This is a genomic window from Guptibacillus hwajinpoensis (genome assembly GCF_020171785.1).
Lineage (GTDB): Bacteria > Bacillota > Bacilli > Bacillales > Guptibacillaceae > Guptibacillus > Guptibacillus sedimenti.
Window position 1 is genome coordinate 195,740 of the sequence record NZ_JAIVAE010000002.1, and the last position, 24,526, is coordinate 220,265.

Here is a 24,526-nt window from a genome sequence, read left to right on the forward strand (position 1 = left end):
GTGTTAAAGCCTTATAAATGATCGGTGTCTTTTGAATATTGATGTTTACCGCCTTCACGGTTTTCTTCCTTTAACCTGTTTTTTAACATTCGTTTCGCGTTTTTATCAACAGGTTTTTTGTTGTTATCTTTTGTCGATGACAATTCAAGTCCTCCCTTGCTGTCAGGATGGCCATGCACATTTATAGAGTACACGATAATGCGACATCCTATGTAAAAGGAAGCTACTTATTTAGGAAAAATAAAGCAAGCGTACCTGGACCCGAGTGAGAACCGATCGTTGCGCCTACTTCATGAATGACAAAGCGCTCGCTACCATATGTTTCTTGAATCGCACTTTTTAACTTTTCGGCACTTTCAAGATCGTCACCGTGAGAGATACCAATTAATTGGGACTGTAGATTGACGCCACGTTCTTGCATAATCTCAACCATCCGCTTTGTCACTTTGTTTTTTCCACGTATCTTTTCAATAGGGATAAGCTTTCCATCATCCACATGAAGCACTGGTTTGATTTTTAACATTCCGCCAAAGAAGGCAGAAGCTTTACTTACTCGACCGCCACGCTGAAGAAATTCGAGATCATCTACTGTGAAAATGTGCTCCATATGCGTTAAATAGTCGCTGTGCAAGCTCTCAGAAATATGCTCAAATGATTTTCCGTTCTCAGCAAGCTCTGCAGCATGAATCGCCATAAGGCCATAACCAAGTGATGCTGCTTTTGAGTCAATCACTTCCATTTGAACGTTAGGGAATTCTTCCTGCACTTCATTTTTTATAATAGCAGCAGATTGATATGTTCCAGAGATACCCGATGATAGAGCGATATAAATGAATGGCTGACCTTTTTCGGCATATTTCATAAACGTTTCTTTTATTCTTGCTGGAGGAATTTGCGACGTTTTAGCCATTGTTCCTTCACGTAACAGTTTGTACAATTCTTTCGCTTGAATTTCTTCTCGGTCGTAATATTCTTCCTCGCCAATGATAACCATTAAAGGCATGATTTCAATTTGGTGCTTTTTTACAAGATCCTCTGGTAAATCTGAGGCACTATCTGTAATGATTTGAACGTTCATATTGGACCATCGTCCCTTCATTAATTAGTAAATACGTATGTAGATTAAAGCTTGTTTTCTTAAAGTTTATCCCCTAGTCCATTGGAAATCAATCCTATTAAAGAAGTAGAATAGAAAACAGTTGACGTAGTTGAAATTGTTTGTTTAGATAAACATGGCTAAGTCGAAGGGTTAGTTTGTAACCAAACAATGAACGACAAAGTGTTTGAGTAGAAGCAAGATTATGTGAGAACTCAATTAAAATTCTGTAAACGAGTTAAAGCTCTGTTTCAAAAAGAAGGTGCTATGTTTGGAAGAAGTAAAAAAAATTATTGTCATTCTCTTAGGTGCGATTCTCGGGGCTGTGTCTCTTAACTTGTTTCTAATTCCTGCAAATGTGTATGCGAGCGGGTTTACAGGGATCGCGCAGCTCATTTCAAGCGTACTAAGTGATTATACACCTATTACGATCTCGACAGGTATTCTGCTCATGTTACTCAATATTCCTGTTGCCATTCTTGGATGGAAGAAAGTAGGGAAGTCCTTTACATTATATAGTGTGATTAGCGTAGGGGCTACCACTATATTTCTTGAAATCATTCCGGTCCAAGCGCTTTCAGAGGATATTTTGTTAAATGCAGTATTTGGAGGCGTCATTGCAGCGATTGGTATCGGTTTTACGTTAAAATGGGGGGCTTCTACGGGCGGAATGGACATTGTCGCTATGATCCTTTCTAGAATGAAAGATCGTCCGATTGGTACGTATTTCTTTAGCATGAACGCGTTGATTATTCTAACAGCGGGAATGCTGTACGGTTGGGAAAAAGCGCTTTACACGCTCGTTACCTTATATGTATCCTCTCGCGTGATTGATGTCATACACACTCGTCACGAAAAATTAACGGCCATGATCGTAACTGCGAAAGGTGACGAAATGCAAAAAGCTATTCACGATCGTTTAGTAAGAGGAATCACCAAGCTTCCAGCCAAAGGAGCTTACCGAGGTGAACCAAAAGAAATGCTCATGATCGTTGTCACAAGATATGAACTCTATGACCTTGAACACATCATTCAAGACATCGACCCAACAGCCTTCACCAACATCGTCAACACCACAGGCATATTTGGTTTCTTTAGAACGGATGGTTAGAAAAGCGGAGACGAGCGTTTAGAAACGGAGATATTGGAACTCTTGAACTAGAACACGTTCTTTGTGTTCTGGTGAAAGAGTGAAATATCGGAGTTTCTGCGAGTCGCAGCTGGACAAGAAAAGCGGAGACGAGCGTTTAGAAACGGAGATATTGGAAGTTTTGAACTAGAACACGTCCTTTGTGTTCGGATGAAAAGCGGAAGCGTCCGTTTAGACACGGTAGGCACTGGAGGCTTTTCACCGAAACACTTCCTTAAAGCTCTCATTAAAAAAACGAAAAACCCATCATCAACAAAAAAGTTCCTCAGGATAATTCCTGAGGAACTTTTTTCTATGCGTTATTAGAGATGGTTTCCTTTACTTCAGGAAGTAAAGTATCCCAATCCGCTTCAGGCATTTTGTTAATCGTAATGAAATCCTGGTAACCAAATACATTATCCACGCCGTCTAATTTTAGAAGGGCAGCTGCCATTGCGTGGTCAGGGGTGTCGTTCTTCTTAAAAGAGTGACTTGAAGACCCTTCAAAAAGCTGCTGATCAGCAGTGATTTTAACTGCATTTGGGTTTGGTGTACGGTCTACGCGTAGTTCCATAGTATACGCCTCCTTTCGCTTTCATTTATTAGTGTATCAGAAACGCTCTTTGCAGCAAATAACCATTCTTGTTAAGAAGAGAAAGTAAAGCCGTAGCGTTTTGAGATAATATCGTGAAACCCAAGAGAATTATACAAATGCTTCGTAATCGCATTGTTAATGCCCGTTTCAAGTTCGATGCCTTTAATGCCCTCATTTTCTGCCCAATAGATCACATGAAGAAGTAGTTTTCTACCAATCCCTTGATTTCGAGCATCTGGGTCTACGAACAATTCGTTTAACCAAATATAAGGACCTCCACTAGCGAGGCTAACTCCGATATTAAAAAAAGCTACGCCAAGTACATCATCGTCAGATTCTGCAATAACGATCCTTGAAGCTGTTTGTTCTTCAAGGGCAAGCTTTACTCCTTTAACGAGTTTTTCATAGCTTCCATTCTGATCAGAACGGGTAATTTGCTTCATTAGTAAGTTTGAAACCTTTTCAATCATTTCTTTATCTGTCTGGCTCGATAATTGGTACACATTCATTACCGTTCCACCTCCGTCATACTGTTTCGACCCCATCATCAACAATCCCTTTTATGAGGTCGAGAATAAAATATTAATTTAATTGCTGGTAATTTGAAACATTCAGCCATTTTCATTCGTCTATAAGATAGGGAAGGAGCTTACAAGATGAATATGATCTTTTCATGGAGCTCTGGAAAAGATAGCGCCATGGCTTTATACGACTGTCTTTCACACTCTCATTTTCAAGTGAGAGCGTTATGGACAACGGTGAATGAAACGAATAGGTCCATTCCATTTCACGGCGTCGATACCGCGCTGTTAAAAAAACAAGCAGATGCAATCGGTATTCCTTTAACGATAACCAATTTACCAGATAATTGTACAAATAAGCAATACGAGAAGCTTGTTCGGAAGCAATATCAATCATTTCGAAAAGAAGGAGTCGAAGGTGTCGCTTTTGCGGATTTGTTTTTAGAGGACATACGCCACTATCGCAACACTCTTTTACAGGACTATCAATTAAAAGCCATCTATCCCATTTGGAAACAGCCAACTTTACATACAGCGAAACGATTTCTGGCACATGGATTTAAAGCCATTATCACTACTGTCGATGAAACGAAGCTTCAGAGTGAATGGATAGGAGAGGCATTCGATGAAACTTTTTTAGAAGCGCTTCCGGAACACGTCGATCCGTGCGGAGAAAATGGTGAATTTCATACATTTGTTTATGATGGCCCAATTTTCTCTAAAGCCGTCTCTTTTGATATACAGGAGATTAGAAAAAAGGGATCCTTTCATACAGTGCGATTAACGTCGAAATCGAAAAGGTAAGGAAAGAAGGGGGGAGAAGAAAATGCCGGTACTTGTTTGTTTTGGGGATTGTCTGACGGCTAGAGAAGTAGACGATAAAGGAAACGAGCGACTGACGTCTCGGATTAGAGGAGCTCTTGATGAATGGATCGTCATCAACGCAGGTTCCACGCCAACTTCTCGTGAAGGAGTGTCGCGATTTCAATCAGATGTCTTAAGTTACCAACCGGATTATGTTACCATTTTTTTTGGTACACAAGAAGCTTGTTTGATCGACGGATCAGATATCAGTGAGTTTGAAAGAAATATAGGATATATGGTTAACAATCTTCCTCCGGAGCGAGTGATTCTGATATCACCTTCACCTGTTATGAATGAGGAGAATGCTTCGGTTACGAATCAGAAAATTGAGGGATATGCAGAACGGATTCGTTTTTTGGCTAGAAAGTTTGGGACGAGACATATTGATCTTTGGCAACTGATACAGGAAAGTCGAAAAAGTAAAACACTTTATGAAAAAGACGGTGTTCAGTTAAGTTCCAGGGGGTATAAACTGATTACGAAAGAAGTTTTAAAATCCCTTGGTAGAAAAACAAGGCTGAAACCGACGATTAAATTATTCTAATGAATCTGACGACAGAATTTAAGGAAGCGGCAAGTTCGAAAATAAAGAAACCCGTCACGAGTTGACGGGTTTCTTTTATGGGGAAAAAATTAAAAGGGTTTATTGGATGCTTCATGGCTAAGTTCTTGAATGACTTCCTGGTATGAAGTGAGCTGTTCTTTTTCAGCGCTAGTTGATTGATGGAAAGCGGCAGAAAGATTGTTAAGGGCCACGTTGATTTGATTTTGTGCATCTGGATGTCCGCTTGTAGCCATTTGTTCTGCTCTTTCTACCGCTTCACGGGCACGTTGGAAATATTGATTTCCCATCTTCATTCACCACCAGACAAATTTTCTTGTTGCTGTTTCTTTCGTTGCTGACTACTTAAACTTGTCAAGTCGTGCTGATCCATGTTTTGCACGGCACGATCCGCACCTTCTTTTATCATCCGCTTCGTTTTGCTATTCTTTGCCATGAGTGAATCCCTCCCTTTCCTTTATAGGATGAGTTCTTCAATCAGTTATTATTCTGCATTGATCTCTCCTTTTGAGAAAATAAAAAAGACAGCTTATGATAGCTGTCTTTTGTCAGAAATCGAGAGTTTCAGTCTTTTCTCAAGAAAAGTGGCAATCCCGTCTTCTTCATTTGTTACAGTCACTTCATTTGCGATGTTTTTTAACTCGTCAATTGCATTCCCCATCGCAACGCCTGTACCAGCATATTCAATCATTTCGAGGTCATTGTCTTCATCACCAAAAGCAATAATTCTCTCTTGAGGAATGTTAAAGTGAGTGGCTAAACGCTGCAAACCGACTGCTTTGTTTAATCCTGCTCGAACGATCTCGATGATATTTAATGGAGCAGCCCAAACCCTGTGCTCAATCATTTCCGCATGATGGTCTCTTAACATTTGGCGAAGATCCGCAAGCTGTTGCTCGTGCGGATGAATAAGAAGAGAGGTTGGATCATCCTTAAGATTTTTATGGATTTCCCCAGTGAAAATGGAAGAGTCATTCATAATCATATTTTGCATAATAAGCTCATCATGCTGATGCAGGTAAACATCATCAAGCACTTCAGCCATCATGTTTTTTACATTAATATCACTACAGGAAGAAACAATGGATTTCGCCGTAGTTAATTCCATTGGAGAATGATGAGTTCCAAAAGAGCGATCGAGTGGATGGTGAACAAATGCCCCGTTAAAATTAACGATTGGAGAATCAAGTGCTAGTTCGTTATAATAGCGAACGCTTGCCCGATAAGGGCGACCTGTTGCAATTGCGACGTGATGACCTTGCCTTTTCGCTTCAAAGATGACAGATTTTGTGCGTTCTGAAATATTCTTTTCGCTGTTTAACAACGTGCCATCAAGATCAATTGCGATTAGATGCGGTTTAGTTGTCATAGAAACTCCTTTGAAAAGTGTCTTTTGGTTGTAGCGCTATGCGTCTACAAACTTATTGTACATGGCATAAGATAACGTGTCTATTTTGTAATATTAAAATTTTGACAAGAATGTTAAAAGGATACGATAGTCGTTTGAGGAATTATTAAGTAGGGTACACTTTAACTATCATTCCATTGGAGGTGGCAGTCGATTATGACTAAGAAACAAACATGGCTAATATCAAGTATTGCGGCAGGGACAATCGGCATTTCATCCTATTTACTAAAGGATGAAGAAAAGAGAGCGAAATTAAAGACGAAGGCAAATGGTCTGCGTAAGCAAGTCTCAAAGAAATTCAGTGATAGCTTGCCAATCGAAAAAGCAGGCAACCCAACAACACCCGATCAATCCGATGATAGCGGAGATAGCAAGATGGTTTATGAAGGTTCACAGTTTCCAACTCAATATTACAATAAATTAGAAAATATGAAATCAGTTGAAAAAAGTCACGAAGAGCAAGTGAAAAATTAAGAATTTGACATGCAAGCTGTGCTTGCATGTTTTTCTTTGCTATCCTTCCTTCAAATTTCTCATGTAACCAGATGAATGGTACGATAGATAGGACGGTTACTAGAGGAAAGGGGTAAGCTAATGATTACAATTGTAAATGAATACATAGAGAATATACCCGTTCTACACGTTGTAGACGGTGAACTTGCTGATGAGAAACTTCCGCTCGTTATGTTTCAACATGGTTTTACTAGCGCAAAAGAACATAATCTACATATTGCCTACCTTCTAGCTGAAGAAGGGTATCGCGTACTTCTTCCTGACGCTGTTCATCACGGAGAACGCGAAAATGATCTATCAGGGAAAAAGCGTCAGTATGTGTTTTGGGAAATTGTCATTCAAAGCTTAACGGAGCTTGACCAACTGAGACAGCACTTTGTTGATCGAAATCTTGTTCAAGAAGATCGAATTGGCATGTCCGGCACTTCAATGGGAGGCATACTAACATTTGGGGCGCTGACGCAATATCCTTGGATTAAAACAGCCGTTTCCTTAATGGGGTCGCCGTCTTATTTTAAACTGGCGAACGCTCAAATTCGCTATTTGAAAGAAGAAGGATTCAGTCTTCCGATTTCTGAAGAAGAAATGAGAAAACAAATTGAAGGTTTACAGTCTTATGACCTTTCTTTACAAGAAGACAAACTGGATGGTCGTCCACTCATGATGTGGCATAGTACAGTAGATAAGGTCGTTCCTTATACCCTTACGTATGATTTCTATCACCAGATTAAACCGCTCTATGAAGGGAAGGAAGAGCATCTTAAATTTATTAAAGATGAGACTTCCGGTCATAAAGTTTCACGAGAAGCTGTTCTTGCTTTAGTGGACTGGTTTAAAACTCATTTATAGAATTAAGCCTTTTCGGTTTAAGTTAAATCTGAATTTGTTATAATGAAAGTTGGAAGCACATGTATGAAAGGAGAGATTTCAATGTCTGATCAAACAGATCAAGAAATGAGAGATAAATTATTTGAAGCTCTGGAGAATGTCATTGACCCTGAGCTTGGGATAGATATCGTAAATCTAGGCCTCGTCTACGAAGCCGATCTTAATGATGAAGGTGTCGCTCAAGTCGTTATGACGTTAACTGCAATGGGTTGCCCATTAGCAGGTACAATTGTTAACGATGTAAAACGCGCACTATCCGATGTGGAGGAAGTGAACGATGCTGATGTTAACATCGTTTGGAATCCACCATGGTCGAAAGACAACATGTCACGTTATGCAAAAATCGCACTTGGCATTACATGATTAGAAAAGGAAGAGGGGCTCCCTCTTCCTTTTTATTTTAAGTTTTGTGAGCAATTATAGTAAAATGACGTTTCTATTCTGTGCGTTCCACGACAATTTTTTCGCTAATCATCTTCCAAATCGCAGGGTCTTCCATCCCAAGTCGCCATAAGGCAACACCCTGGACACCAAGTTCATCGGCTAACCGAATTTTTGCTTCAATACTCTGTTCGTTTTCAAACCAGACTTCGTGCTTATTTCCTTCCTCATCTGTATAGCGAAAGAAAGGTGTTTTCCGTTCTTCATCAAATTCGACTTCGGCGTTGTACTTCTTTTTTAACTTCATTGCCATATCATAAGTGACGTACGTGCTTTTTTCTTTATCAAGATTAAAATCAAAACCAAACACAGAAATAGCGGATACTAACTTTTCAGGAGGAATTCTCGTTTTGGCATATGTCATGACTTTCTCCATCCACCCGGCGGTCACGGCAGGACCTGGAGGGCTACCTGGCCAGCCAAATTCGTTATAAAGCATCACGATAAATTGATCAACAGCTTTGCCAATCTCAGCATAATTAAATGGATCTGAAAATGGATTAACGAGTTCATCTGAAGCTCTTGAAGGAACACTTGCTGAGAAGAAATACCCTTTTTTACGAAGCTCTTCTCCGATTGTCTGGTAAAGAAGCGTTAGTTTATCCGCATCTTCAATATAGACGTCTTCAATGTCAATATCGACCCCATCAAAATTATATTTTTCGATTAATTTAACGAGATTTTTTGCAAATGCTTTTCGGTTTTCCTCGCTTGAAACGAGTGTCTGAACTACCTTCTTACTTGGTTCGGTGTCGCCCCTTTTATACAGTAAGTTATGCACAACAGGCATGATTTTAATGTTTTGATCATGGGCAAGCTGCACGAGTTTCTCAATTTCTCTATCGCTAAACTTGCCGAACTTCTCAATTGTTGTGGGGTTCTCCTGGCTGATCCGAAAAAGAAACAGAGCTAGCTGAGAAAGGTCGGATCGATTTGAAACAAATGATTTATAAGAAGAAGGGAGCGACGGGCCTTCTTCAAGCGTATAGTAACCGATAATTCGCGATACTGGCTTTTCATCTCCATACGCTTTAAATGTAACGAGGCTATCTGCTATCCACCCAGTCGTACCATCATATAACTGCACTTTGTACCAATTTCCCCGAATACCTTCAACCGCAAGCTTTGCTCCAGTTCTCATTTGAGCAATGATGTTATACCCTTTGCCTGGGCCAGTTCTTACGTTCGCTCGGTCAGCTTTTACAACGACTTCTGTATATACTGGAATTTTCAATGTTTGACCTATGGAGAGCGCATCTGATGTTAAATCATTCAACACCTGAATACTTTGAGCGGTCGTACCATAATTTTTGGCAATGGTGTATAGACTGTCTCCTGCTTTTACTGTATAGTCAATGCGCATTGATCGAGAACGGTTTAGTGGCAGTTCAAGGTGCTGACCAACATAAATAAGGTTAGATGGCAGTTGATTTAGCTCTCTAACTTCTTCAACTGGAACACGGTAATCTTCTGAAATACTTAATAATGTATCACCCTGTTTCACGGTATACGTATGGTTAGTTGAAGAAGAGGGGATGCGTAGCATTTGTCCAACGTAAATGATATTTGAATTAAGCTGGTTCATTTGCTTGATTTCGTTCACGGATTGATCGTGCGATTCTGCAATTTTAAGCAGCGTATCGCCAGGCTTAACCCAATATTCTTTTTGAGGCATGATCATCACTCCTTTCCATATAAGATGCATCACTAACAATCTATTCACGGCCTTCTTTATTCATTCGAGTTTTCCATTTAAACGAAATGAGCGAATTTTTGTTACAATGAAAAGGAAATTGTGAACAGATGGAGATGAGATGATGGTCGAGAGAAGAAAACCAATCACAGTGGAAGAAGCTGTTCAAAAGGTAATGAACCTCTCCTATGAAGGAACGCTTGAAACAGTGCTACTAGAAGAGAGCGATGGGCGCCATCTCGGAGTCGACGTCAAAGCCGATCATGATGTGCCACCATTTGATCGTTCCCCTTATGATGGCTTTGCGATCCGAGCGGAAGATACATATGAAGCTTCGAAAGATAACCCAATTACATTGAAAGTTATTGAAGAAATTGGAGCAGGCACTGTGGCCTCCAAAGTCCCTCAGAAAAACGAGGCGATTCGTATTATGACGGGGGCCGCTATACCTGAAGGGACGAATGCAGTGATCATGCTTGAACTTGTTCAAGAAATCGAGGAAGAAGGTCAGCCATTCATTCAGGTGAAGCGAAAAGTAGCTAAGGGAGACAACCTTTCTTTACGTGGAGAAGATACACAGGAAGGAACCGTACTTATTGAAAAAGGGAGTCTCATTACGCCTGGCGTGAAGGCGCTTCTTGCAACATTTGGATATGCAAACGTTCCAGTTGCTCGTAAACCTGAAGTAGGTATATACGCTACTGGTACAGAACTATTGGATCCTGATCAAGCGCTTCAACCAGGAAAGATACGGAATAGTAATTCACCTATGATCGAAGGACAGGTAAAGGAGGCGGGAGCAACACCGCTTTACTTTGGAAAATTAGAGGATAACTTTGAAACGAGTTTTTCATCAATCAAAGCTGCGTTGACAAAAGTAGATTTTCTCATTACAACAGGAGGCGTATCGGTTGGGGATTATGATTACCTTCCTGCGATCTATGAGAAATTAGGGGCCACGGTGTTATTTAATAAAGTAGGTATGAGACCGGGTAGTGTGACGACGGTTGCTGAATGGAATGGGAAATTACTATTTGGTCTGTCAGGTAATCCTTCTGCCTGTTTTGTAGGCTTTGAGTTATTTGCAAGACCCATCATTAAGCGTGCGCTCTTTTCGAAGTATCCTTATCGCATGAAAAGCCAGGGAGAGCTATTAATGAACTTTCCAAAACCTAACCCGTTCACAAGGTTTGTCCGAAGTAGAGTAGAGGAGAAAAACGGTCGACTTTATGTGAAACCAACGGGACTTGATAAATCAGGAAGCGTGACCTCTCTGGCCGAAGCAAATGCTTTTGTCGTATTACCAGGAGGAACACGTGGATTCGAGGCTGGAGATACAGTCGAACTACTCCATCTTCGTGAGAATGGATCAGCTACGTGGTAAAAACGCCGGTGATTCAGGTTGTAGGTTACCAAAATAGCGGGAAGACGCTTTTTGCTGAAAAATTGATTGAACAAGCGTCATCACACGGCATAAAGGTTGGCGTGATTAAGCATCATGGACACGGAACACCTGACGTATATGATGAGAAAAAAGATACAGGACGCCATCGGAATGCTGGAGCCGTTGTCACGGGGGTTAGCGGCGGCGGAATGGTATCCATTCATGCAACGCAGGGAAGCGAATGGGAACTTGAACAGTTAATTCGTTTATACGATTCATTTGATCTTGATTTTATTTTAGTGGAAGGGTTCAAAGAAGAGAGCTATCCAAAGATTGTGCTTTTAAGAAATAAAGATGATCTTCACTTGTTAAACAAAACTAATATCATTGGAACGATTGTGAAAGAAGCTCACGATGTTTCGGTTGATCATAGCTACTTATATGATCGAATGAACGACTGTATAGAAGATGTGTTGAAGCATGTTAGGAGAGGGTATTAATGGAATATTATAAGATAACTTCTGAAGAGATTGATGTTAATCAAGTCATAACTAGCGTGATCCGTCCTGAAGCCGGAGCAATCAACACGTTTATTGGCACGGTTAGAGAATTTACTGGTGAAAAGCAGACCGTTTCGCTACAGTATGAAGCCTATCCTTCTATGGCTGAAAAACAGCTGAAACGAATCGGAATAGAAATTCGCGAGCAGTGGCCGAATGTCCAAACGTCGATTGTTCATCGAATCGGAAAATTAGCTATTAGTGATATTGCTGTTGTGATTGCTGTCGCATCCCCTCATCGAGCAGAAAGTTATGAAGCAAGTCGCTATGCGATTGAGCGAATCAAGGAAATAGTCCCAATTTGGAAAAAGGAATACTGGACGGATGGGCAAGAATGGATAGGAGATCAGCTTGAAAATACGGCATACAAAAATGGAGCACCGAAGGAGGAGAAAGAATGATTACTGTTCTTTTCTTTGCAAAACAGCAGGAACAACTTGGTTTGGAAAAGGTAGAGCGCTCTGAATCAAAGCTCCCTGTTTCTGAGCTGAAACAAAAACTGATAGAGGATTATCCTGAGCTTTCTCTTGCTAATACGATGACAGCGATTAATGAAGAGTATGCGGAAGAAGATCAAATCATAAACGATCGCGATGTTGTCGCGTTTATTCCACCGGTTAGTGGAGGCTAAGTATCAAAACACCCAAATGGGTGTTTTTTGTTTGAGAAGGTGTTTGAGGCGTTTCGCGGATATATTCGTGTTTTCGCGGAATTATCAACCAAATTCGCGGAATAAATCAGAATATCGCGGAATTATTTAAAATATCGCGGAATTGATGGGCGAAAAGGGTGTGATATTAGCGATTCGCTCGGCTTTACATGAGATCCAGCTACAGTGACCGAGTGTCTAAACGCCCACTTCCGCTTTTTGCGAGATCCAGCTACGACTCGCAGAAACTGCGATATTTCACTCTTTCACCAGAACACAAAGGGCGTGTTCTAGTTCAAGAGTTCCAATATCTCCGTTTCTAAACGCTCGTCTCCGCTTTTCTTATAACCTACAAATCGTGATTGGGCAGTCTTCGCAGTGGATGGCGCAGCGGAGGAATTCGAGGTTGTGGATGGTGATGATTCCTTGTTTGACTGAGACAATGTTGGCTTTTTTTAGTTCGCTTAGGATACGGTTGACGCTTTCTCTTGTAAGACCGCAGAAGTTGCCTAATTCTTGATTGGTCAGGGGAATGTCGATTAGGATGTCGTCGTTTTTTTTGACGCCGTATGTATTGGATAGACGAATTAAAGTAGAGTAGAGAGCTCCTTTTTTTCCATGTAACAATAGATCTCGGAACTTAGATTGGTTTTTTCTAAAGTTTTCACCCATAAATTTCATGAACTGTGTGGCGAGGGTGGCATCGGTGGTTAATGTTTCTTCAAGGTGGGCCTGTTTAACGAATGTAGCTTTCACTTTATCAACCGCCCAGGCATTTGCAGAAAAGTTAAGCTGCCCTGTATAAAGCGCAAGTTCTCCGATAAGATCACCAGGCTGACAAATTTGAAGCGTTAGTTCTCTGCCTTCGGAGGTCAGTTTGTTTAATCGCACGTTTCCAGACTGTATAAGAAAAAGCCGATCCGCTTTCATCCCATCCATATAAAGTGGTTCGTCTTTTTGAAATGAAATTGATTCGCCTTCTTCAGCAATCCACTTTTTTAGTGCATCAGAGTTGATCGTATCTTTTTTCATTTTCAGCCTCCCTGGATCAATTTACGTACTATTATCCCACGTTACCTTTCTCCACTACAACCATCATTTCCTTGTAGTTGTCATATTCTATGTTATAACGCATATAAAAAAACCGGCATTAGCCGGTTAGAAAATAAGGACAAGTGCTCCTACGATAAAACAATAAATGGAGAAATAAATTAAATTACCTCGAGCCATAATATTCATAAACCACTTTAAAGAATAGTACGAAGCTGTAAGGGATAATAAGAAGGCTACAATATAAGGGATAAGCATATCGCCAAATTGAAGGTCGCCAATGCTAAGAATCATCGACCCTACGCTTACTGGAATAAACAATAAGAAAGAAAAGCGTAGCGCAGTTTCTTGCTTCATTCCAAGTCCCATGGCAGCTACAATCGTTGCACCAGAACGACTAATCCCAGGAATTAAGGCGACAGCCTGAGCTAGCCCTACAATTAGCGCATCTTTAAAGTTGAGAGCGGATTCGCCTTTTGATCCGCGCAAGTTACGAATAAGCCATAGCGCGATACCCGTAATAATCAAGGTAGCTCCTACTACTTTAAGACCTTTTAATTGTTCACCAATGAAATCTTCAAAGAGTAAGCCGAGAACCGCTGCAGGAATCGTTGCAACGACAAGGTAAACGATGAACATAAATTCGCTTTTGGACTCTTTATCTCGAGAGACAACGTAGCGTACCCCGTGAGAAGTGAGGCGAATTAGGTCATTGCGGTAAATAAGAAGAACTGCAAGCAATGAGGCAAAGTTCATTAAAATTTCGAAACTAAGTCCTTTAATTTCTAGTCCAAATACTTTTTGTGCTATAACAAGATGTCCACTTGATGAGATTGGAATTGGTTCAGTGAAGCCTTGTAGTAAACCAAGAAAAGCGTATTTAAGTAATTCCAACAGTTCCATGAGTAATGCTCCTCCAGTAATTGTTACAAGATAAATTGACACATGTAACCATTAAACACCAGTCCTTCCATTTTTGTAAAGGGAAATTTTTCGTCAAGTTACATAAAAGAGTATTCGCTGATGAATGCTGATAAAGGGGGCAAATTTAGACAAGTGGAAGGAGGGGGATGTATGGGCGGAGAAAATCGTCAGTTTACACCTGGGCAAAAAGCGCCAAACAATGGCGTATACATTGAAATCGGAGAGACAGGTGGAATGGTGAAAGATCCGAAACAAATTGAACTTCGTGCCGGTGAGGCGTTTCCTGAATGTTCAAATCAAAATCGGAAGTGGTCAAGGGAACCTAAACCGCATCACTAATAGCAAACAAAGATTGCACAAAAAAACAAGCGCCGCAAAAGGCGCTTGTTTTTACTGTTCAGCAGGATCGGAGATGAGACCTTCTCCTATTACCATTGCCGCTACGGCTATAGCTACTCCAAAAAGAGATGCGGCTCCAAATTCATAATGGCCACCTTGCATGGATGCAAGTACGTAGAAAATCATATTACTCAGTAGAAAACCCCAAATAATTGCCCATAAAAAACGCACGAAATTCACCTCATTTGTAAACGTATTCTATCGAATATCATACCACAAAACGATCCCGTTCATCTATGAATTTTAATTCATCGAATAAATTAGCCACGATAAATAAGTCGCAAAGGATGTCCAAAGGAAATAAGGGACTAATAACCAGCCTGCGACTCGATTTTGTCTGCCTGCAAGAAAGATAAGAATGAGCGTTGTAATTGCGATAAACAGTGCATCCATAAAGGTTGCAAACAGTGCGTGAAGATTAAATTGCAAGTAACTAAACGCTTGATTCAATATGTAGTTAATACCAAGCAGTGAAATGTACTCACTATTATGGCGATCAAAGCCGCGTTTTTGGTAGACAATCGCTGTCGACAATGCGATGAAACCAAAAAGAATTGCCCAAATCATGCCGATTACGGAACCGTCTGGTGTCCAGTCGGGCTTTGATAACGAGGTATACCAATCGGCGTCAAAAGGAAATAGGAAACCAGAAATACTAAAAAGAAGGTACACAGCTACAAAAACGAGAATAGTTGATTTTTTCATTCTTTATCACCACCTTCTTTTCAATACCCAAAAATATCCTAACTCATGCAAAGGTATAGTTGGAAAAACGGAACATATAATGGTGGAAGGGGTTTTTATCATTTTTCAGTAAGTGAAAAGGGGAAATTCCCGCTAAATAGGCACTTCACCCTTTCTTCCAAATGCCACTTGCATACGTTATACAGAAAGTGATAAAAGGGCGAGGGGAGAGTATGTGTATTCGTAAACGAGCCTATCAATTAGACGGGGAGTGGACGATCGTTCTCGTCCCTGAACGGCCTAACGGGTTTGGCATTTTCATAATAGGTGGTCTAACTCATTTTGTAGATGATAATACAAGTTTTTGGTTGCAAAATCACACCCGTCAAGGAATGATTGCTGATTTTCTTGATGCGGGCTATACCGTATACACAAGCAACTTGTATGGTCGGCACTGGGGTTCACCAAAAGCTGTGAAATTAACAGAAAGAATCTATAATCTAGTGCATAAACAAGAAATTCTTAATCCGAGGATCCATGTCGTCGCAGAAGGAATGGGGGTTCTTGCTGCAAATGCTTTTTTGAACAATCGTCAACCCCTCATTCGTTCAGCCGCACTATTCAATCCTTGTTTTGATGTGAAAAGTCTTGTTCACCAAGAACAGCTGAATCGGCTCTTTTATAAAAGGTTAGTAAAGGAAATGGCTCGAGCCTATGAAATTCAAAGTGAAGAGGTCATTTCTAAAATAGAAGAAAAAGAAATGATAACGTCTACTTGTCCGATTAAAGTATGGCATCATTCACTTAAAAGTCCATACTCGCTTGAACAAATTCGAGTGTATGAACGTGTTCAGAGGGAGATTGGCTATCCCATTGAACTTGCTCTATTAAGCGATAGTTATCGATCCCTAGGTAAAAAAATGGTTCGCTTTTTTCAAGAACATGAAAAGCTCTAAGGAACTAACGCTTGAGCCTTGTAATGTCCATTGCTGGATGATGCCCGTATAAAATAAGATCTTTAAGGATTTCAGCACCAAGCATACTGTAAACTGTACCGTTTCCACCATAACCAAGCATAAAATAGACGCCGTCATATTTGGGATGCTTCCCAATGTAGGGGAGACCGTCTTTCGTTGAGCCGAAGATAGCACTCCATTCAAAGGCAATTGACGTTTCAATGGAAGGAAACAGTTCATGGAGTTTATTTAACAATTGCTGACCTTGCTGTTCTAGCTTTTCTTTTTTATTTAAAGTGGCATCCAATCCGCCAATAAGGATACGGCGATCTGGCGTTGTCCTTAAATAGTAGTATGGACGATCCGTTTCCCAAATCAGTGATTGGTTGTGCCAACCAGGAAATTGATCAATGGGTTCTGTTGCGATAGTATAAGTGCGCTCTAGTAGGGCGCCTTTTGTTTTGGCAAACTCTTGTGTTCCATAGCCAGTTGCATAGATAACGTGTTTCGTACGAATTTCTCCCTTTTCAGTTTGGAAAATCAGTTCTTTGTTATGAAATTGATGTGAAAGCACTTCTGTATGTTCAAATATGTTAACACCGAGATCGGCTGCATGACTTGCAAGAGCTAGGGCGAATTTATAGGGATTTACTTCTGCCTCGGCTTTCGTGTAGATTCCCGCAGGTGCCTTGAAGGAGTAGAGGTTTTCAATAGCAGTGGAATCCAAATAATCAGCGTTAAAACCATGTTCTATTAAAGCATCGTACTCCTTTTTCAGTTTTTTAACATGGTGTTCATTACTTGCGAAATAAAGGCTCTCCGCCCGCTTGAAATCAGTTTTTTCTTTTAAAGTGGCGTTATACTTATCCAGTTCATCAATTGCCTTTAAACAAAGCTTATAGAAATAGACCGCTTTTTCTTTTCCGAACCGGTCGATAAGGTCTATTAACATGGCATCATTCGAAAATTGGAGCAGACCAGTGTTCGCAGAAGTACTTCCAGATCCTATCGTATTTTTTTCAATTAAAACCGTGTTGATATGGTAGTCTGCAAGCATTCTTGCCATAATCGATCCTGACATTCCTCCACCAATGATTAACACATCACATGTCATGTTAGTTGTAAGTTCTGGAAATGATCGTGCCTTTTCTACAGTTGTTGGCCAAAATAAATTTCCATGATGTAGCTCCATAATGAAAATCCTCCCTTTTCAATCAGCGACAATGATGACGTGACGCTATTAGAATGATCGTACTGAAAGAAAAGTATTCTTAAAGAAGTTGAGGTGGGAATATGAAGAAAGTGTTTATAACGGGTGGGTTAGGGTTTATTGGTTATCATTTAAGCGATTTTCTTTTAAATAAAGGAATTGAAGTCGTAGGAATCGATGGGAAAGTAGAAGAAAGAAGAAAAGCTGAATATGAGATGAAAGAAATGATGCTTCTGAGAAACGCGAATTACAAACAAATAAACAGTCGGATTGAGGAAGCTTCCTTAGATCATCTATCAAAAGACTGTGATACGATTTTTCACCTTAGTTCTCCAAAAATTACAAATATGAAACAAGGTTCAAAAATGATTGAAAATAGTCTGAATTGTACTCGAAGCGTAGTGGAAGTTTCCAAAGGAAAAGTGCTCGTTCATTTATCGAGTACAGAGGTATTTGGTACACGATATGGAAGTATTACGGAACGAACGCCTCATCATCCTCATTCGAATGTTGGAAAGCTAAAATCAGCAGAGGAACACATTCTTCTGAATCGAAAAAGTGATATCGTAAAAATTTTACGTCTGCCGCTTGTATATGGTCCGTGGCAACCGTCCCATCATGTTTTCCAACACTATTTCTTACATCATAAGCTTCCACTTAACTATGAGGAAGAAGGAATAAACGCTCATTTCGATGCTGTCTATGTAAAAGACGTTTGTGAGTCCATTTATCAAGCTGCATTACGGCGTGAACAGTCAGAAACGTTCAATCTAACGAGTGGAAGAGAAGGAGAATGGCAAAGAGGGGTCGAATGGTGTATAGGAGATTCAATAGACTCACATGGTGAGAAGAAATTAATGTGTGGGATTTCAAACAAACAATGTGCAAGTAAGCTTGGTTTTACCAACATCACGTCTATTGAAGAAGGACTGCACCAACAGCGTCTGCACACTGAAAAAATGATCGCATTTGATCCTTCAATCTACTTAACGTAATTTCACTGACTGAGAAGGGAAGATTTTGGATGATTGAAAAAACACTTGGTAATTATGATGTACATGATTCCTCTCACGGCCTTCAAGCATTAAAGGAAACGAGGGAAAAACTTCTTTCAATGGTAAGTGACATTGAATTTCAGGAACTTCACTATGGATACTCAAGTTTTCCTACCGTAGGAGCTTATTTACTTCATATTGCACAGATCGAACTTTGGTGGGTAAAAAATGCGCTTATGGGTGAGAGCGTAACAGAGGAAGAAAAAGAGCGGTACTATTTTCAAGAAGCACAAGTCATCGCTGCACCTGATGACAAAGAACTTTCCTGGTTTTTAGCTCGTCTTGCTGAAGCTCGTGATTATATCCGAGCGTATTTTAATCAGTTATCAGACGTAGAATACCGTAAGCCTGGACCAGAAATTACGATTAATGGGGAAACGCTTCGCTACTCTCCTGAATGGATTATTAGCCATTTGATTGATCATGAAGCATACCATAGAGGACAGGCTGCAATGGTATTAAAAATGGTTTCCGGACAGCGAGAAGCATGGGAGCATTTCAATACGCCGTATTTGTCGTTATAATAGAAGATGAGCCTTTTAGGCGAAAGTGAATTAGGAGTGAATGAAATGGATCAAAACATGAAATTTATGCAAATTGCAATGAAGTATTTACCTGAAGCGAAGCAATCGCTTGGTGAACAGGACATTGAACTAGATCTTGAAAAGATGCAGCCGCTACTTCAGCTCTTTCTTAAAGCGATGGATGATGCTTATGAGCTTGGAAAGCAGGATGCACAGGAGTAAGGAGAGTATAAAATGGGCCGTAAAGCTTTCTGGATCTGGTTTGTCCCACTTGGTGGCTTATTGATAGGCATCTTGATAGGCAGTTTTAGTTTGATGGTCATCTCTGGTATCTTATTATTTATTAGTGCGGGAAGCATGCTGTTTCTTTCCAAATGAATTGAAAAGACGTGAAGGCACGTCTTTTCAATTATTTTACGAAAAAGTTAAGCAATGATCCCATTTGTTTTACCATCGGTGTAATTTGTTGAACTGTATTCATCATTTTAGGAAAGTCATATTGGCCGTTTTGCTTTTTGAACTGGTTCATAAATGGCTGCCCACCGGGATATCCCTGATAAGGACCGTATGGTTGTTGGTAATAAGGATGGGGGTAGTAGGTCTGCCCACCGGGATGATAATTTTGCCCTTGCCCTTGATAGGGTGGTGGATAAGGCGGATAAGGTGTGAACGGCTGTTGCTGATACGGTTGATAGCCAGAGGGTTGCTGATAATAAGACGGTTGCTGATAATATGGATACATCCATCTATCCTCCTTCATTCAAGTTTACTTATAGCTTAGCTTATGAAGCGCAAGCGCAAAAGGTGTGTGCTAGGCAGTCAGGTGGACAAATCATTCAATATGGCTTAAAATTAGTACCAGCTACTAAAGATTGGTTTTAAGTACGAAAATATCCTAATAAAGGGGAAATTCAAGATGAACGCTGGTTTACTAGGTGTAGGACATTATGTACCAGAACGTGTATTAACCAACCACGACTTAGAGAAAATGGTTGATACATCTGACGAATGGATCCGCACACGAACAGGTATCGAGGAAAGAAGAATCGCAGATGATGATATGAATACATCGGATATGGCTTATTTAGCTTCAAAAAAAGCCCTTGAAAATGCTAATATAAAAGCGGAAGATCTGGACCTTATTTTAGTTGCGACCGTAACGCCAGACTATCCATTTCCATCAGTTGGCTGTTTGCTTCAAGAGAAACTAGGAGCAACAAATGCTGCTGCAATGGATTTAAGTGCAGCTTGTGCAGGTTTCATGTACGGCATGATTACAGCTGGACAGTTCATTAACAACGATACTTACAAAAACATCCTAGTTGTAGGGGTTGAAAAACTTTCGAAAATTACGGACTGGGAAGATCGAAACACCGCGGTTCTCTTTGGTGATGGTGCTGGAGCTGCAGTCATTGGCCCAGTAACAGAAGGAAGAGGGATCCTTTCATTTGAACTTGGTTCAGATGGGGCAGGTGCCAAGCATCTCTACCAGGAGCCAAATGGCTTTATGGCAATGAACGGCAGAGAAGTGTTTAAGTTTGCCGTAAGACAAATGGGTCAATCAGCTATTAATGTGATTGAAAAGGCTGGTTTAACAAAGGAAGATGTTGATTTCTTAATTCCTCATCAGGCGAACATCAGAATTATGGAAGCATCCAGACAACGACTGGAACTCCCAGTGGAAAAGATGGCAACAACGGTGAAGAAGTATGGAAATACATCATCATCGACCATTCCAATTGCGCTTTCAGAAGCAATGGAAGAAGGCAGAGTGAAGGATGACGATGTTGTGATTCTTGTTGGTTTCGGAGGCGGTTTAACTTGGGGAGCCGTTGCCCTCAAATTAGGACGCTAAAACGGTAGTAGTGAAAAAAGGAGCGCTGGTATAAATGAAGAGAAGAGTTGTTATTACCGGGTTGGGGACGGTTTCCCCACTTGGAAATTCATTAGAAGAAACGTGGACAAATGTATTGAATGGTGTTTCTGGGATCAACCCATTAACTCGTTTAGATAAAGATCAGTTCGCAGCAAAAGTTTCAGGAGAAGCGCTTGAATTTGATCCAGAAAAATTCATGGACCGTAAAGAAGCTCGTAAAATGGACAGGTTTACACAGTTTGCTGTAGCCGCTTCTCAAATGGCTGTTGAAGATGCTGGTTTAAAGATTAATGAAGAAAATGCTGAGAGAGTTGGCGTTTGGATCGGATCAGGTATAGGCGGTATGGAAACGTATGAATCACAATTCCGTACGTTCATGGATAAAGGCGCTCGTCGCGTTAGTCCATTCTTCGTTCCGATGATGATTCCAGATATGGCGTCAGGTCAAGTTTCCATTATGCTTGGAGCAAAAGGAATTAACTCATGTACGGTAACTGCCTGTGCTTCAGGAACGAACTCAATCGGTGATTCGTTTAAAGTGATTCAGCGAGGCGATGCGGATGTGATGATCACCGGTGGATCTGAAGCGCCGATTACAAGCATGAGCGTAGCTGGATTTGGTTCAATGAAAGCACTATCTACAAATGCTGACCCAGCATCTGCAAGTCGCCCATTTGATGCAAACCGTGATGGGTTTGTCATTGGAGAAGGTGCTGGAATTCTTGTCATTGAAAGCCTTGAGTCTGCAGAAAAACGCGGTGCGAAAATTTATGCAGAAATCGTTGGTTACGGTTCTACTGGTGATGCGTACCACGTTACGCAACCTGCACCTGAAGGAGAAGGAGGCGCAAGAGCCATGCAACAAGCAATTGATGATGCAGGCCTCTCTCCAACCGATATTGGCTATATTAACGCACACGGAACAAGTACAGATTATAACGACAAATTTGAAACTGCCGCGATTAAGTCTGTGTTTGGAGAGCATGCTTATAAGCTTGCTGTTAGTTCGACAAAGTCGATGACTGGTCATTTACTTGGTGCAGCCGGCGCGGTTGAAGGTGTGTTCTGTGCAAAAGTGTTAGAAGAAGGAATTCTTCCACCTACGATTAACTACGAAACGCCAGATCCAAACTGTGATCTTGACTATGTGCCAAATAAAGCCCGCAAAGCTGATGTGAAAGCTGTTATGAATAACTCACTTGGTTTTGGTGGTCACAATGCAACATTAGTGTTTAAGAAATTCGTGAAGTAAAGTACGTAACCTCTGGGGGGAAATCCTGGGGGTTATTTTTTTGGGTGGAGAGAGGTTGGTTTTTGAAATGCTTGTCTTTAGGGCGCTTGTCGACCCTAAACGTCAGCTTTCGCTTTTCATGAGATCTAGCTGCAGCCTCCAGACCAGACACTCGGTCACTTCACCTTTTCATCCGAACACATAAACCGTGTTCAAATGAAAAGGCTCCAGTGTCTGACGGGTCTAAACGCCCACTTCCGCTTTTATGTCTAGCTGCAGTGGGCAGACACTCGGTCACTTCACCTTTTCATCCGAACACATAAACCGTGTTCAAATGAAAAGGCTCCAGTGTCTGCCGTGTCTAAACGCCCACTTCCGCTTTTCGGTGTTCTATTAATCTTTTCTTAATAATATATTGATTATGGAATAATTTAACTTGGTCCTGACTATACTGTTTTTACAAACAGTAGCGAAGTGAGGGGTAGCCAGATGTTGTATTTGCGAGATGTTTGGGTGAACTGGTTTGAGGGCGAAGAGAATGGATACAATGTGTGTAATTTCCATGAGTGGCGAAAAGATGATTTTATTGAACTATTGGATCAAGTGCCTGTTATTAAGGTAGAATCGGTCTTGTATCATTATATCGAGAATGATCTTACTGAGCTTCCGGAGAGTTTACTTAATGATGTTTTTCAACAGAGCTATATTCGAAAGAACAATGAACGATCACCTTTAGAATATTGCTTCCTGGCTACGGATGGCAGAGGGGTTATCGTGATTGATACTTTAGGATATAAGATTCCGATTCGCAAAAGTCGAGTGATTCCAAGGCAGGAGAAAGCGGTTTATGAAATGGTGGCAGATATTGAAGCTACGCGTTATCCATTTGAAACGGACCAGCCGGTGAAAGAGCACCATATTCTTTCTCCAGGTCCAGACATCATGATGGGGCTAACAAGAAAGGAAAGACAGTTAAAACAGCTTTTGTTTATGGCACTCGATCAGCTCTACTCAAGTGGGAACTCAGCTGAAATTCGGTATTGGTTCACAGAATGCCAGCCAAAAAAATATGTGCAGATTCAAAACATGGAAATGGACGAGGCATGGGAAGGGCTATATCGAGAAGTGAAAGCAGGTTGGTCAGCAAAACATGAGCAAATTTGTGAGCGGATTATTAAAGGGCAACCGTATTTTGAGAAAATATGGGAACTTGAAAAGGGAACGCATGTAAACTAAAAGAAGAAGGCTGCCGTCGGCAGCCTTCTTCTTTGTTAATTGGATCAAATTATCTTCTTTTTCTCTCAAGGCCCATCGCACGCTCTGCTTTTGCTAGCATTTTAGAAGCTTTACGATTTGCTTTTTCAGCACCATGATCAAGAATGTCATCTAACTCGGCTGAAGCAATGAGTTCATTGTATCGTTCTTGGATCGGCCTTAACGTTTCAGCGATCACTTCCCCAAGTTCTGCTTTAAAGTCTCCATAACCTCGACCTTCATAAATCGATTCAATTTCTTCAACACTTTTTCCAGAACAAAGAGAGTAGATCGTTAACAGGTTAGAAATAGCTGGTTTCTCTTCTTTATCATATCGGACAATGCCGTCAGAATCCGTTACAGCACGTTTTACTTTTTTGATAATCGTTGAAGGCTCATCAAGCATAGAAATATAGGCATTTTGATTGGAGTCAGATTTACTCATTTTTTTCGATGGGTCCTGAAGTGACATAATACGCGCTCCAACTTTAGGAATGCGTGCGTCCGGCATCACGAAGATGTCGTTATATTTACGATTAAAACGCTCGGCAAGATTTCGCGTCAGTTCAATGTGCTGTTTTTGGTCATCTCCTACAGGAACAATTTCTGTACCATATAAAAGGATATCCGCAGCCATTAATGGTGGATAGGTTAGAAGACCTGCGCTTACAGCATCTTTCCCAGTAGATTTATCTTTAAATTGCGTCATACGCTCAAGTTCGCCTATATAAGATACGCATTGTAGCATCCAAGCAAGCTGCGCATGAGCAGGTACTTCAGACTGAATAAATAATGTTGATTTTTCGGGATCAATCCCTGATGCCAGGTAGAGTGCGGCAAGACTTCTTGAGTTTTGTTTTAACGCCTGTTTTTCTTGAGGGACTGTGATGGCATGTTGGTTAACAACACAAAAGTAGCACTCATTATCGTCTTGTAGATCAGTAAAATGTTTCATTGCTCCTAAGTAGTTACCAATTGTTAATGTACCACTAGGTTGAATTCCGGAAAAAATAACGCTCATTGTGTAGTGCTCCTCTCAATATCAATAAAATGGAATACA

The 24,526-nt window shown here is 40.7% G+C and carries 34 protein-coding genes; 19 read left to right on the forward strand and 15 right to left on the reverse strand.

All coding sequences use genetic code 11. The features are described 5' to 3' along the window. Positions 1 to 11: 11 nt before the first annotated feature. Both LCL91_RS01390 and LCL91_RS01395 read right to left on the reverse strand, forming a co-directional pair. Positions 12 to 143: a DUF3941 domain-containing protein gene (locus LCL91_RS01390; protein WP_098443092.1), complete on the reverse strand. Its 132-nt coding sequence runs from the start codon at positions 141 to 143 to the stop codon at positions 12 to 14. 80 nt (positions 144 to 223) lie between these two features. Then, the gene (locus tag LCL91_RS01395; RefSeq protein ID WP_224879334.1) at positions 224 to 1,078 is read right to left on the reverse strand and encodes a DegV family protein; all 855 of its coding nucleotides are present in this window, start codon (positions 1,076 to 1,078) and stop codon (positions 224 to 226) included. Between the two features lie 289 nt (positions 1,079 to 1,367). Between LCL91_RS01395 and LCL91_RS01400 the strand changes: the two genes are divergently transcribed. Next, positions 1,368 to 2,207, forward strand: coding sequence for a YitT family protein (locus tag LCL91_RS01400; RefSeq protein WP_202407266.1), 840 nt, complete (start codon positions 1,368 to 1,370; stop codon positions 2,205 to 2,207). A gap of 331 nt (positions 2,208 to 2,538) precedes the next feature. On the opposite strand, the gene LCL91_RS01405 is transcribed toward LCL91_RS01400, so the two are convergent. Together LCL91_RS01405 and LCL91_RS01410 are read right to left on the reverse strand one after the other, a co-directional pair. Beyond that, a complete protein-coding gene (locus LCL91_RS01405; protein ID WP_224879337.1) occupies positions 2,539 to 2,799 on the reverse strand; it encodes a NifU N-terminal domain-containing protein in 261 nt (86 codons plus the stop codon). Positions 2,800 to 2,870: 71 nt separating this feature from the next. Further along, positions 2,871 to 3,365: a GNAT family N-acetyltransferase gene (locus LCL91_RS01410; protein ID WP_224879338.1), complete on the reverse strand. Its 495-nt coding sequence runs from the start codon at positions 3,363 to 3,365 to the stop codon at positions 2,871 to 2,873. 111 nt (positions 3,366 to 3,476) lie between these two features. On the opposite strand from LCL91_RS01410, the gene LCL91_RS01415 reads away from it, so the two are divergent. Further along, positions 3,477 to 4,145 (forward strand): diphthine--ammonia ligase, encoded by a 669-nt coding sequence (locus tag LCL91_RS01415; RefSeq protein WP_224879340.1) that lies wholly within the window; start codon positions 3,477 to 3,479, stop codon positions 4,143 to 4,145. Positions 4,146 to 4,167: 22 nt separating this feature from the next. Next, positions 4,168 to 4,749 carry an SGNH/GDSL hydrolase family protein gene (locus LCL91_RS01420; protein ID WP_224879342.1) on the forward strand — a complete coding sequence of 194 codons (582 nt, stop codon included), beginning with the start codon at positions 4,168 to 4,170 and terminating at the stop codon, positions 4,747 to 4,749. A gap of 89 nt (positions 4,750 to 4,838) precedes the next feature. On the opposite strand, the gene LCL91_RS01425 is transcribed toward LCL91_RS01420, so the two are convergent. The 3 genes from LCL91_RS01425 to LCL91_RS01435 form a co-directional block, all read right to left on the reverse strand. After that, a complete protein-coding gene (locus tag LCL91_RS01425) occupies positions 4,839 to 5,057 on the reverse strand; it encodes a DUF3813 domain-containing protein (RefSeq protein ID WP_224879344.1) in 219 nt (72 codons plus the stop codon). Between the two features lie 2 nt (positions 5,058 to 5,059). Beyond that, on the reverse strand, positions 5,060 to 5,203 hold the full coding sequence (locus LCL91_RS01430) for a hypothetical protein (protein ID WP_159782149.1): 144 nt from the start codon (positions 5,201 to 5,203) through the stop codon (positions 5,060 to 5,062). A gap of 93 nt (positions 5,204 to 5,296) precedes the next feature. Continuing rightward, positions 5,297 to 6,136: a Cof-type HAD-IIB family hydrolase gene (locus LCL91_RS01435; protein WP_224879347.1), complete on the reverse strand. Its 840-nt coding sequence runs from the start codon at positions 6,134 to 6,136 to the stop codon at positions 5,297 to 5,299. 195 nt (positions 6,137 to 6,331) lie between these two features. On the opposite strand from LCL91_RS01435, the gene LCL91_RS01440 reads away from it, so the two are divergent. The 3 genes from LCL91_RS01440 (at position 6,332) to LCL91_RS01450 (ending at position 7,939) form a co-directional block, all read left to right on the forward strand. Continuing rightward, positions 6,332 to 6,649: a hypothetical protein gene (locus LCL91_RS01440; protein WP_098443101.1), complete on the forward strand. Its 318-nt coding sequence runs from the start codon at positions 6,332 to 6,334 to the stop codon at positions 6,647 to 6,649. A 120-nt stretch (positions 6,650 to 6,769) separates the two neighbouring features. After that, positions 6,770 to 7,537 carry a prolyl oligopeptidase family serine peptidase gene (locus LCL91_RS01445; RefSeq protein WP_224879349.1) on the forward strand — a complete coding sequence of 256 codons (768 nt, stop codon included), beginning with the start codon at positions 6,770 to 6,772 and terminating at the stop codon, positions 7,535 to 7,537. 81 nt (positions 7,538 to 7,618) lie between these two features. Next, on the forward strand, positions 7,619 to 7,939 hold the full coding sequence (locus LCL91_RS01450; RefSeq protein WP_098443103.1) for a metal-sulfur cluster assembly factor: 321 nt from the start codon (positions 7,619 to 7,621) through the stop codon (positions 7,937 to 7,939). A gap of 73 nt (positions 7,940 to 8,012) precedes the next feature. Here the strand turns inward: LCL91_RS01450 and LCL91_RS01455 are convergent, their stop codons facing one another. Beyond that, positions 8,013 to 9,692 carry a LysM peptidoglycan-binding domain-containing protein gene (locus LCL91_RS01455; RefSeq protein ID WP_224879350.1) on the reverse strand — a complete coding sequence of 560 codons (1,680 nt, stop codon included), beginning with the start codon at positions 9,690 to 9,692 and terminating at the stop codon, positions 8,013 to 8,015. Positions 9,693 to 9,834: 142 nt separating this feature from the next. On the opposite strand from LCL91_RS01455, the gene LCL91_RS01460 reads away from it, so the two are divergent. From LCL91_RS01460 to moaD, 4 genes are read left to right on the forward strand one after another with little or no spacing between them, the layout of a single operon-like run. Next, positions 9,835 to 11,094, forward strand: coding sequence for a molybdopterin molybdotransferase MoeA (locus tag LCL91_RS01460; protein WP_224879352.1), 1,260 nt, complete (start codon positions 9,835 to 9,837; stop codon positions 11,092 to 11,094). Next, positions 11,088 to 11,594, forward strand: a complete 507-nt coding sequence (mobB, locus tag LCL91_RS01465) for a molybdopterin-guanine dinucleotide biosynthesis protein B (protein WP_224879354.1) — start codon at positions 11,088 to 11,090, stop codon at positions 11,592 to 11,594. Before LCL91_RS01460 ends, mobB begins: the two co-directional genes overlap by 7 nt. Beyond that, complete coding sequence (locus LCL91_RS01470; protein ID WP_224879356.1) at positions 11,594 to 12,055, forward strand: molybdenum cofactor biosynthesis protein MoaE; 462 nt, start codon at positions 11,594 to 11,596, stop codon at positions 12,053 to 12,055. Before mobB ends, LCL91_RS01470 begins: the two co-directional genes overlap by 1 nt. Further along, a complete protein-coding gene (gene moaD / locus LCL91_RS01475) occupies positions 12,052 to 12,285 on the forward strand; it encodes a molybdopterin converting factor subunit 1 (RefSeq protein WP_224879358.1) in 234 nt (77 codons plus the stop codon). Before LCL91_RS01470 ends, moaD begins: the two co-directional genes overlap by 4 nt. 360 nt (positions 12,286 to 12,645) lie before the next feature. Here the strand turns inward: moaD and LCL91_RS01480 are convergent, their stop codons facing one another. Both LCL91_RS01480 and LCL91_RS01485 read right to left on the reverse strand, forming a co-directional pair. Continuing rightward, the gene (locus LCL91_RS01480; protein ID WP_224879360.1) at positions 12,646 to 13,335 is read right to left on the reverse strand and encodes a Crp/Fnr family transcriptional regulator; all 690 of its coding nucleotides are present in this window, start codon (positions 13,333 to 13,335) and stop codon (positions 12,646 to 12,648) included. A 126-nt stretch (positions 13,336 to 13,461) separates the two neighbouring features. Then, complete coding sequence (locus LCL91_RS01485) at positions 13,462 to 14,256, reverse strand: undecaprenyl-diphosphate phosphatase (protein ID WP_224879362.1); 795 nt, start codon at positions 14,254 to 14,256, stop codon at positions 13,462 to 13,464. A gap of 171 nt (positions 14,257 to 14,427) precedes the next feature. Between LCL91_RS01485 and LCL91_RS01490 the strand changes: the two genes are divergently transcribed. Next, positions 14,428 to 14,616, forward strand: a complete 189-nt coding sequence (locus LCL91_RS01490; RefSeq protein ID WP_098443110.1) for a YjzC family protein — start codon at positions 14,428 to 14,430, stop codon at positions 14,614 to 14,616. Positions 14,617 to 14,667: 51 nt separating this feature from the next. Here the strand turns inward: LCL91_RS01490 and LCL91_RS01495 are convergent, their stop codons facing one another. Beyond that, positions 14,668 to 14,847, reverse strand: a complete 180-nt coding sequence (locus tag LCL91_RS01495; RefSeq protein ID WP_098443111.1) for a YjzD family protein — start codon at positions 14,845 to 14,847, stop codon at positions 14,668 to 14,670. Between the two features lie 72 nt (positions 14,848 to 14,919). Then, the gene (locus LCL91_RS01500; RefSeq protein WP_098443112.1) at positions 14,920 to 15,381 is read right to left on the reverse strand and encodes a TspO/MBR family protein; all 462 of its coding nucleotides are present in this window, start codon (positions 15,379 to 15,381) and stop codon (positions 14,920 to 14,922) included. Between the two features lie 212 nt (positions 15,382 to 15,593). Here LCL91_RS01500 and LCL91_RS01505 point away from each other — a divergent pair, with 212 nt between their 5' ends. Then, on the forward strand, positions 15,594 to 16,316 hold the full coding sequence (locus LCL91_RS01505; RefSeq protein ID WP_224879365.1) for an alpha/beta hydrolase: 723 nt from the start codon (positions 15,594 to 15,596) through the stop codon (positions 16,314 to 16,316). A 4-nt stretch (positions 16,317 to 16,320) separates the two neighbouring features. On the opposite strand, the gene LCL91_RS01510 is transcribed toward LCL91_RS01505, so the two are convergent. Continuing rightward, positions 16,321 to 17,508: an NAD(P)/FAD-dependent oxidoreductase gene (locus tag LCL91_RS01510; protein ID WP_224879367.1), complete on the reverse strand. Its 1,188-nt coding sequence runs from the start codon at positions 17,506 to 17,508 to the stop codon at positions 16,321 to 16,323. Between the two features lie 101 nt (positions 17,509 to 17,609). Between LCL91_RS01510 and LCL91_RS01515 the strand changes: the two genes are divergently transcribed. From LCL91_RS01515 to LCL91_RS01530, 4 genes are read left to right on the forward strand one after another with little or no spacing between them, the layout of a single operon-like run. Next, a complete protein-coding gene (locus LCL91_RS01515) occupies positions 17,610 to 18,521 on the forward strand; it encodes an NAD-dependent epimerase/dehydratase family protein (protein ID WP_224879370.1) in 912 nt (303 codons plus the stop codon). A 29-nt stretch (positions 18,522 to 18,550) separates the two neighbouring features. Continuing rightward, positions 18,551 to 19,105 (forward strand): DinB family protein, encoded by a 555-nt coding sequence (locus LCL91_RS01520; RefSeq protein WP_224879372.1) that lies wholly within the window; start codon positions 18,551 to 18,553, stop codon positions 19,103 to 19,105. Between the two features lie 6 nt (positions 19,106 to 19,111). Further along, positions 19,112 to 19,327, forward strand: a complete 216-nt coding sequence (locus LCL91_RS01525; RefSeq protein ID WP_224879374.1) for a ComZ family protein — start codon at positions 19,112 to 19,114, stop codon at positions 19,325 to 19,327. 12 nt (positions 19,328 to 19,339) lie between these two features. Beyond that, entirely contained in the window at positions 19,340 to 19,483 is a 144-nt protein-coding gene (locus tag LCL91_RS01530) for a hypothetical protein (RefSeq protein ID WP_159782169.1), read from the forward strand. A gap of 31 nt (positions 19,484 to 19,514) precedes the next feature. Here LCL91_RS01530 and LCL91_RS01535 read toward each other — a convergent pair whose 3' ends face one another. Further along, complete coding sequence (locus LCL91_RS01535) at positions 19,515 to 19,847, reverse strand: YppG family protein (protein WP_224879377.1); 333 nt, start codon at positions 19,845 to 19,847, stop codon at positions 19,515 to 19,517. A gap of 174 nt (positions 19,848 to 20,021) precedes the next feature. Here LCL91_RS01535 and LCL91_RS01540 point away from each other — a divergent pair, with 174 nt between their 5' ends. The 3 genes from LCL91_RS01540 to LCL91_RS01550 all read left to right on the forward strand — a co-directional run bounded on the left by LCL91_RS01540 (position 20,022) and on the right by LCL91_RS01550 (position 23,448). Next, entirely contained in the window at positions 20,022 to 20,960 is a 939-nt protein-coding gene (locus LCL91_RS01540; protein WP_224879379.1) for a beta-ketoacyl-ACP synthase III, read from the forward strand. Between the two features lie 34 nt (positions 20,961 to 20,994). After that, positions 20,995 to 22,233, forward strand: a complete 1,239-nt coding sequence (gene fabF, locus LCL91_RS01545) for a beta-ketoacyl-ACP synthase II (RefSeq protein WP_166001454.1) — start codon at positions 20,995 to 20,997, stop codon at positions 22,231 to 22,233. 468 nt (positions 22,234 to 22,701) lie between these two features. Continuing rightward, the gene (locus LCL91_RS01550; RefSeq protein WP_098443121.1) at positions 22,702 to 23,448 is read left to right on the forward strand and encodes a YjbA family protein; all 747 of its coding nucleotides are present in this window, start codon (positions 22,702 to 22,704) and stop codon (positions 23,446 to 23,448) included. 49 nt (positions 23,449 to 23,497) lie between these two features. Here the strand turns inward: LCL91_RS01550 and trpS are convergent, their stop codons facing one another. Further along, complete coding sequence (gene trpS, locus LCL91_RS01555) at positions 23,498 to 24,487, reverse strand: tryptophan--tRNA ligase (protein WP_224879381.1); 990 nt, start codon at positions 24,485 to 24,487, stop codon at positions 23,498 to 23,500. Positions 24,488 to 24,526: the final 39 nt, after the last annotated feature.

Coding starts and splice junctions, on each gene's coding strand:
- LCL91_RS01470 (WP_224879356.1), top strand. CDS start 11,594: ATGGAATATTATAAGATAACTTCTGAAGAGATTGATGTTAATCAAGTC.
- LCL91_RS01530 (WP_159782169.1), top strand. CDS start 19,340: ATGGGCCGTAAAGCTTTCTGGATCTGGTTTGTCCCACTTGGTGGCTTA.
- LCL91_RS01405 (WP_224879337.1), bottom strand. CDS start 2,799: ATGGAACTACGCGTAGACCGTACACCAAACCCAAATGCAGTTAAAATC.
- LCL91_RS01525 (WP_224879374.1), top strand. CDS start 19,112: ATGAGCCTTTTAGGCGAAAGTGAATTAGGAGTGAATGAAATGGATCAA.
- LCL91_RS01535 (WP_224879377.1), bottom strand. CDS start 19,847: ATGTATCCATATTATCAGCAACCGTCTTATTATCAGCAACCCTCTGGC.
- LCL91_RS01430 (WP_159782149.1), bottom strand. CDS start 5,203: ATGGCAAAGAATAGCAAAACGAAGCGGATGATAAAAGAAGGTGCGGAT.
- LCL91_RS01435 (WP_224879347.1), bottom strand. CDS start 6,136: ATGACAACTAAACCGCATCTAATCGCAATTGATCTTGATGGCACGTTG.
- LCL91_RS01550 (WP_098443121.1), top strand. CDS start 22,702: ATGTTGTATTTGCGAGATGTTTGGGTGAACTGGTTTGAGGGCGAAGAG.
- LCL91_RS01485 (WP_224879362.1), bottom strand. CDS start 14,256: ATGGAACTGTTGGAATTACTTAAATACGCTTTTCTTGGTTTACTACAA.
- LCL91_RS01395 (WP_224879334.1), bottom strand. CDS start 1,078: ATGAACGTTCAAATCATTACAGATAGTGCCTCAGATTTACCAGAGGAT.
- LCL91_RS01455 (WP_224879350.1), bottom strand. CDS start 9,692: ATGCCTCAAAAAGAATATTGGGTTAAGCCTGGCGATACGCTGCTTAAA.
- LCL91_RS01460 (WP_224879352.1), top strand. CDS start 9,835: ATGGTCGAGAGAAGAAAACCAATCACAGTGGAAGAAGCTGTTCAAAAG.
- LCL91_RS01505 (WP_224879365.1), top strand. CDS start 15,594: ATGTGTATTCGTAAACGAGCCTATCAATTAGACGGGGAGTGGACGATC.
- trpS (WP_224879381.1), bottom strand. CDS start 24,487: ATGAGCGTTATTTTTTCCGGAATTCAACCTAGTGGTACATTAACAATT.
- LCL91_RS01440 (WP_098443101.1), top strand. CDS start 6,332: ATGACTAAGAAACAAACATGGCTAATATCAAGTATTGCGGCAGGGACA.
- LCL91_RS01445 (WP_224879349.1), top strand. CDS start 6,770: ATGATTACAATTGTAAATGAATACATAGAGAATATACCCGTTCTACAC.
- LCL91_RS01510 (WP_224879367.1), bottom strand. CDS start 17,508: ATGGAGCTACATCATGGAAATTTATTTTGGCCAACAACTGTAGAAAAG.
- LCL91_RS01410 (WP_224879338.1), bottom strand. CDS start 3,365: ATGGGGTCGAAACAGTATGACGGAGGTGGAACGGTAATGAATGTGTAC.
- LCL91_RS01450 (WP_098443103.1), top strand. CDS start 7,619: ATGTCTGATCAAACAGATCAAGAAATGAGAGATAAATTATTTGAAGCT.
- LCL91_RS01420 (WP_224879342.1), top strand. CDS start 4,168: ATGCCGGTACTTGTTTGTTTTGGGGATTGTCTGACGGCTAGAGAAGTA.
- LCL91_RS01415 (WP_224879340.1), top strand. CDS start 3,477: ATGAATATGATCTTTTCATGGAGCTCTGGAAAAGATAGCGCCATGGCT.
- LCL91_RS01425 (WP_224879344.1), bottom strand. CDS start 5,057: ATGGGAAATCAATATTTCCAACGTGCCCGTGAAGCGGTAGAAAGAGCA.
- LCL91_RS01500 (WP_098443112.1), bottom strand. CDS start 15,381: ATGAAAAAATCAACTATTCTCGTTTTTGTAGCTGTGTACCTTCTTTTT.
- LCL91_RS01540 (WP_224879379.1), top strand. CDS start 20,022: ATGAACGCTGGTTTACTAGGTGTAGGACATTATGTACCAGAACGTGTA.
- LCL91_RS01490 (WP_098443110.1), top strand. CDS start 14,428: ATGGGCGGAGAAAATCGTCAGTTTACACCTGGGCAAAAAGCGCCAAAC.
- LCL91_RS01480 (WP_224879360.1), bottom strand. CDS start 13,335: ATGAAAAAAGATACGATCAACTCTGATGCACTAAAAAAGTGGATTGCT.
- LCL91_RS01515 (WP_224879370.1), top strand. CDS start 17,610: ATGAAGAAAGTGTTTATAACGGGTGGGTTAGGGTTTATTGGTTATCAT.
- moaD (WP_224879358.1), top strand. CDS start 12,052: ATGATTACTGTTCTTTTCTTTGCAAAACAGCAGGAACAACTTGGTTTG.
- fabF (WP_166001454.1), top strand. CDS start 20,995: ATGAAGAGAAGAGTTGTTATTACCGGGTTGGGGACGGTTTCCCCACTT.
- LCL91_RS01520 (WP_224879372.1), top strand. CDS start 18,551: ATGATTGAAAAAACACTTGGTAATTATGATGTACATGATTCCTCTCAC.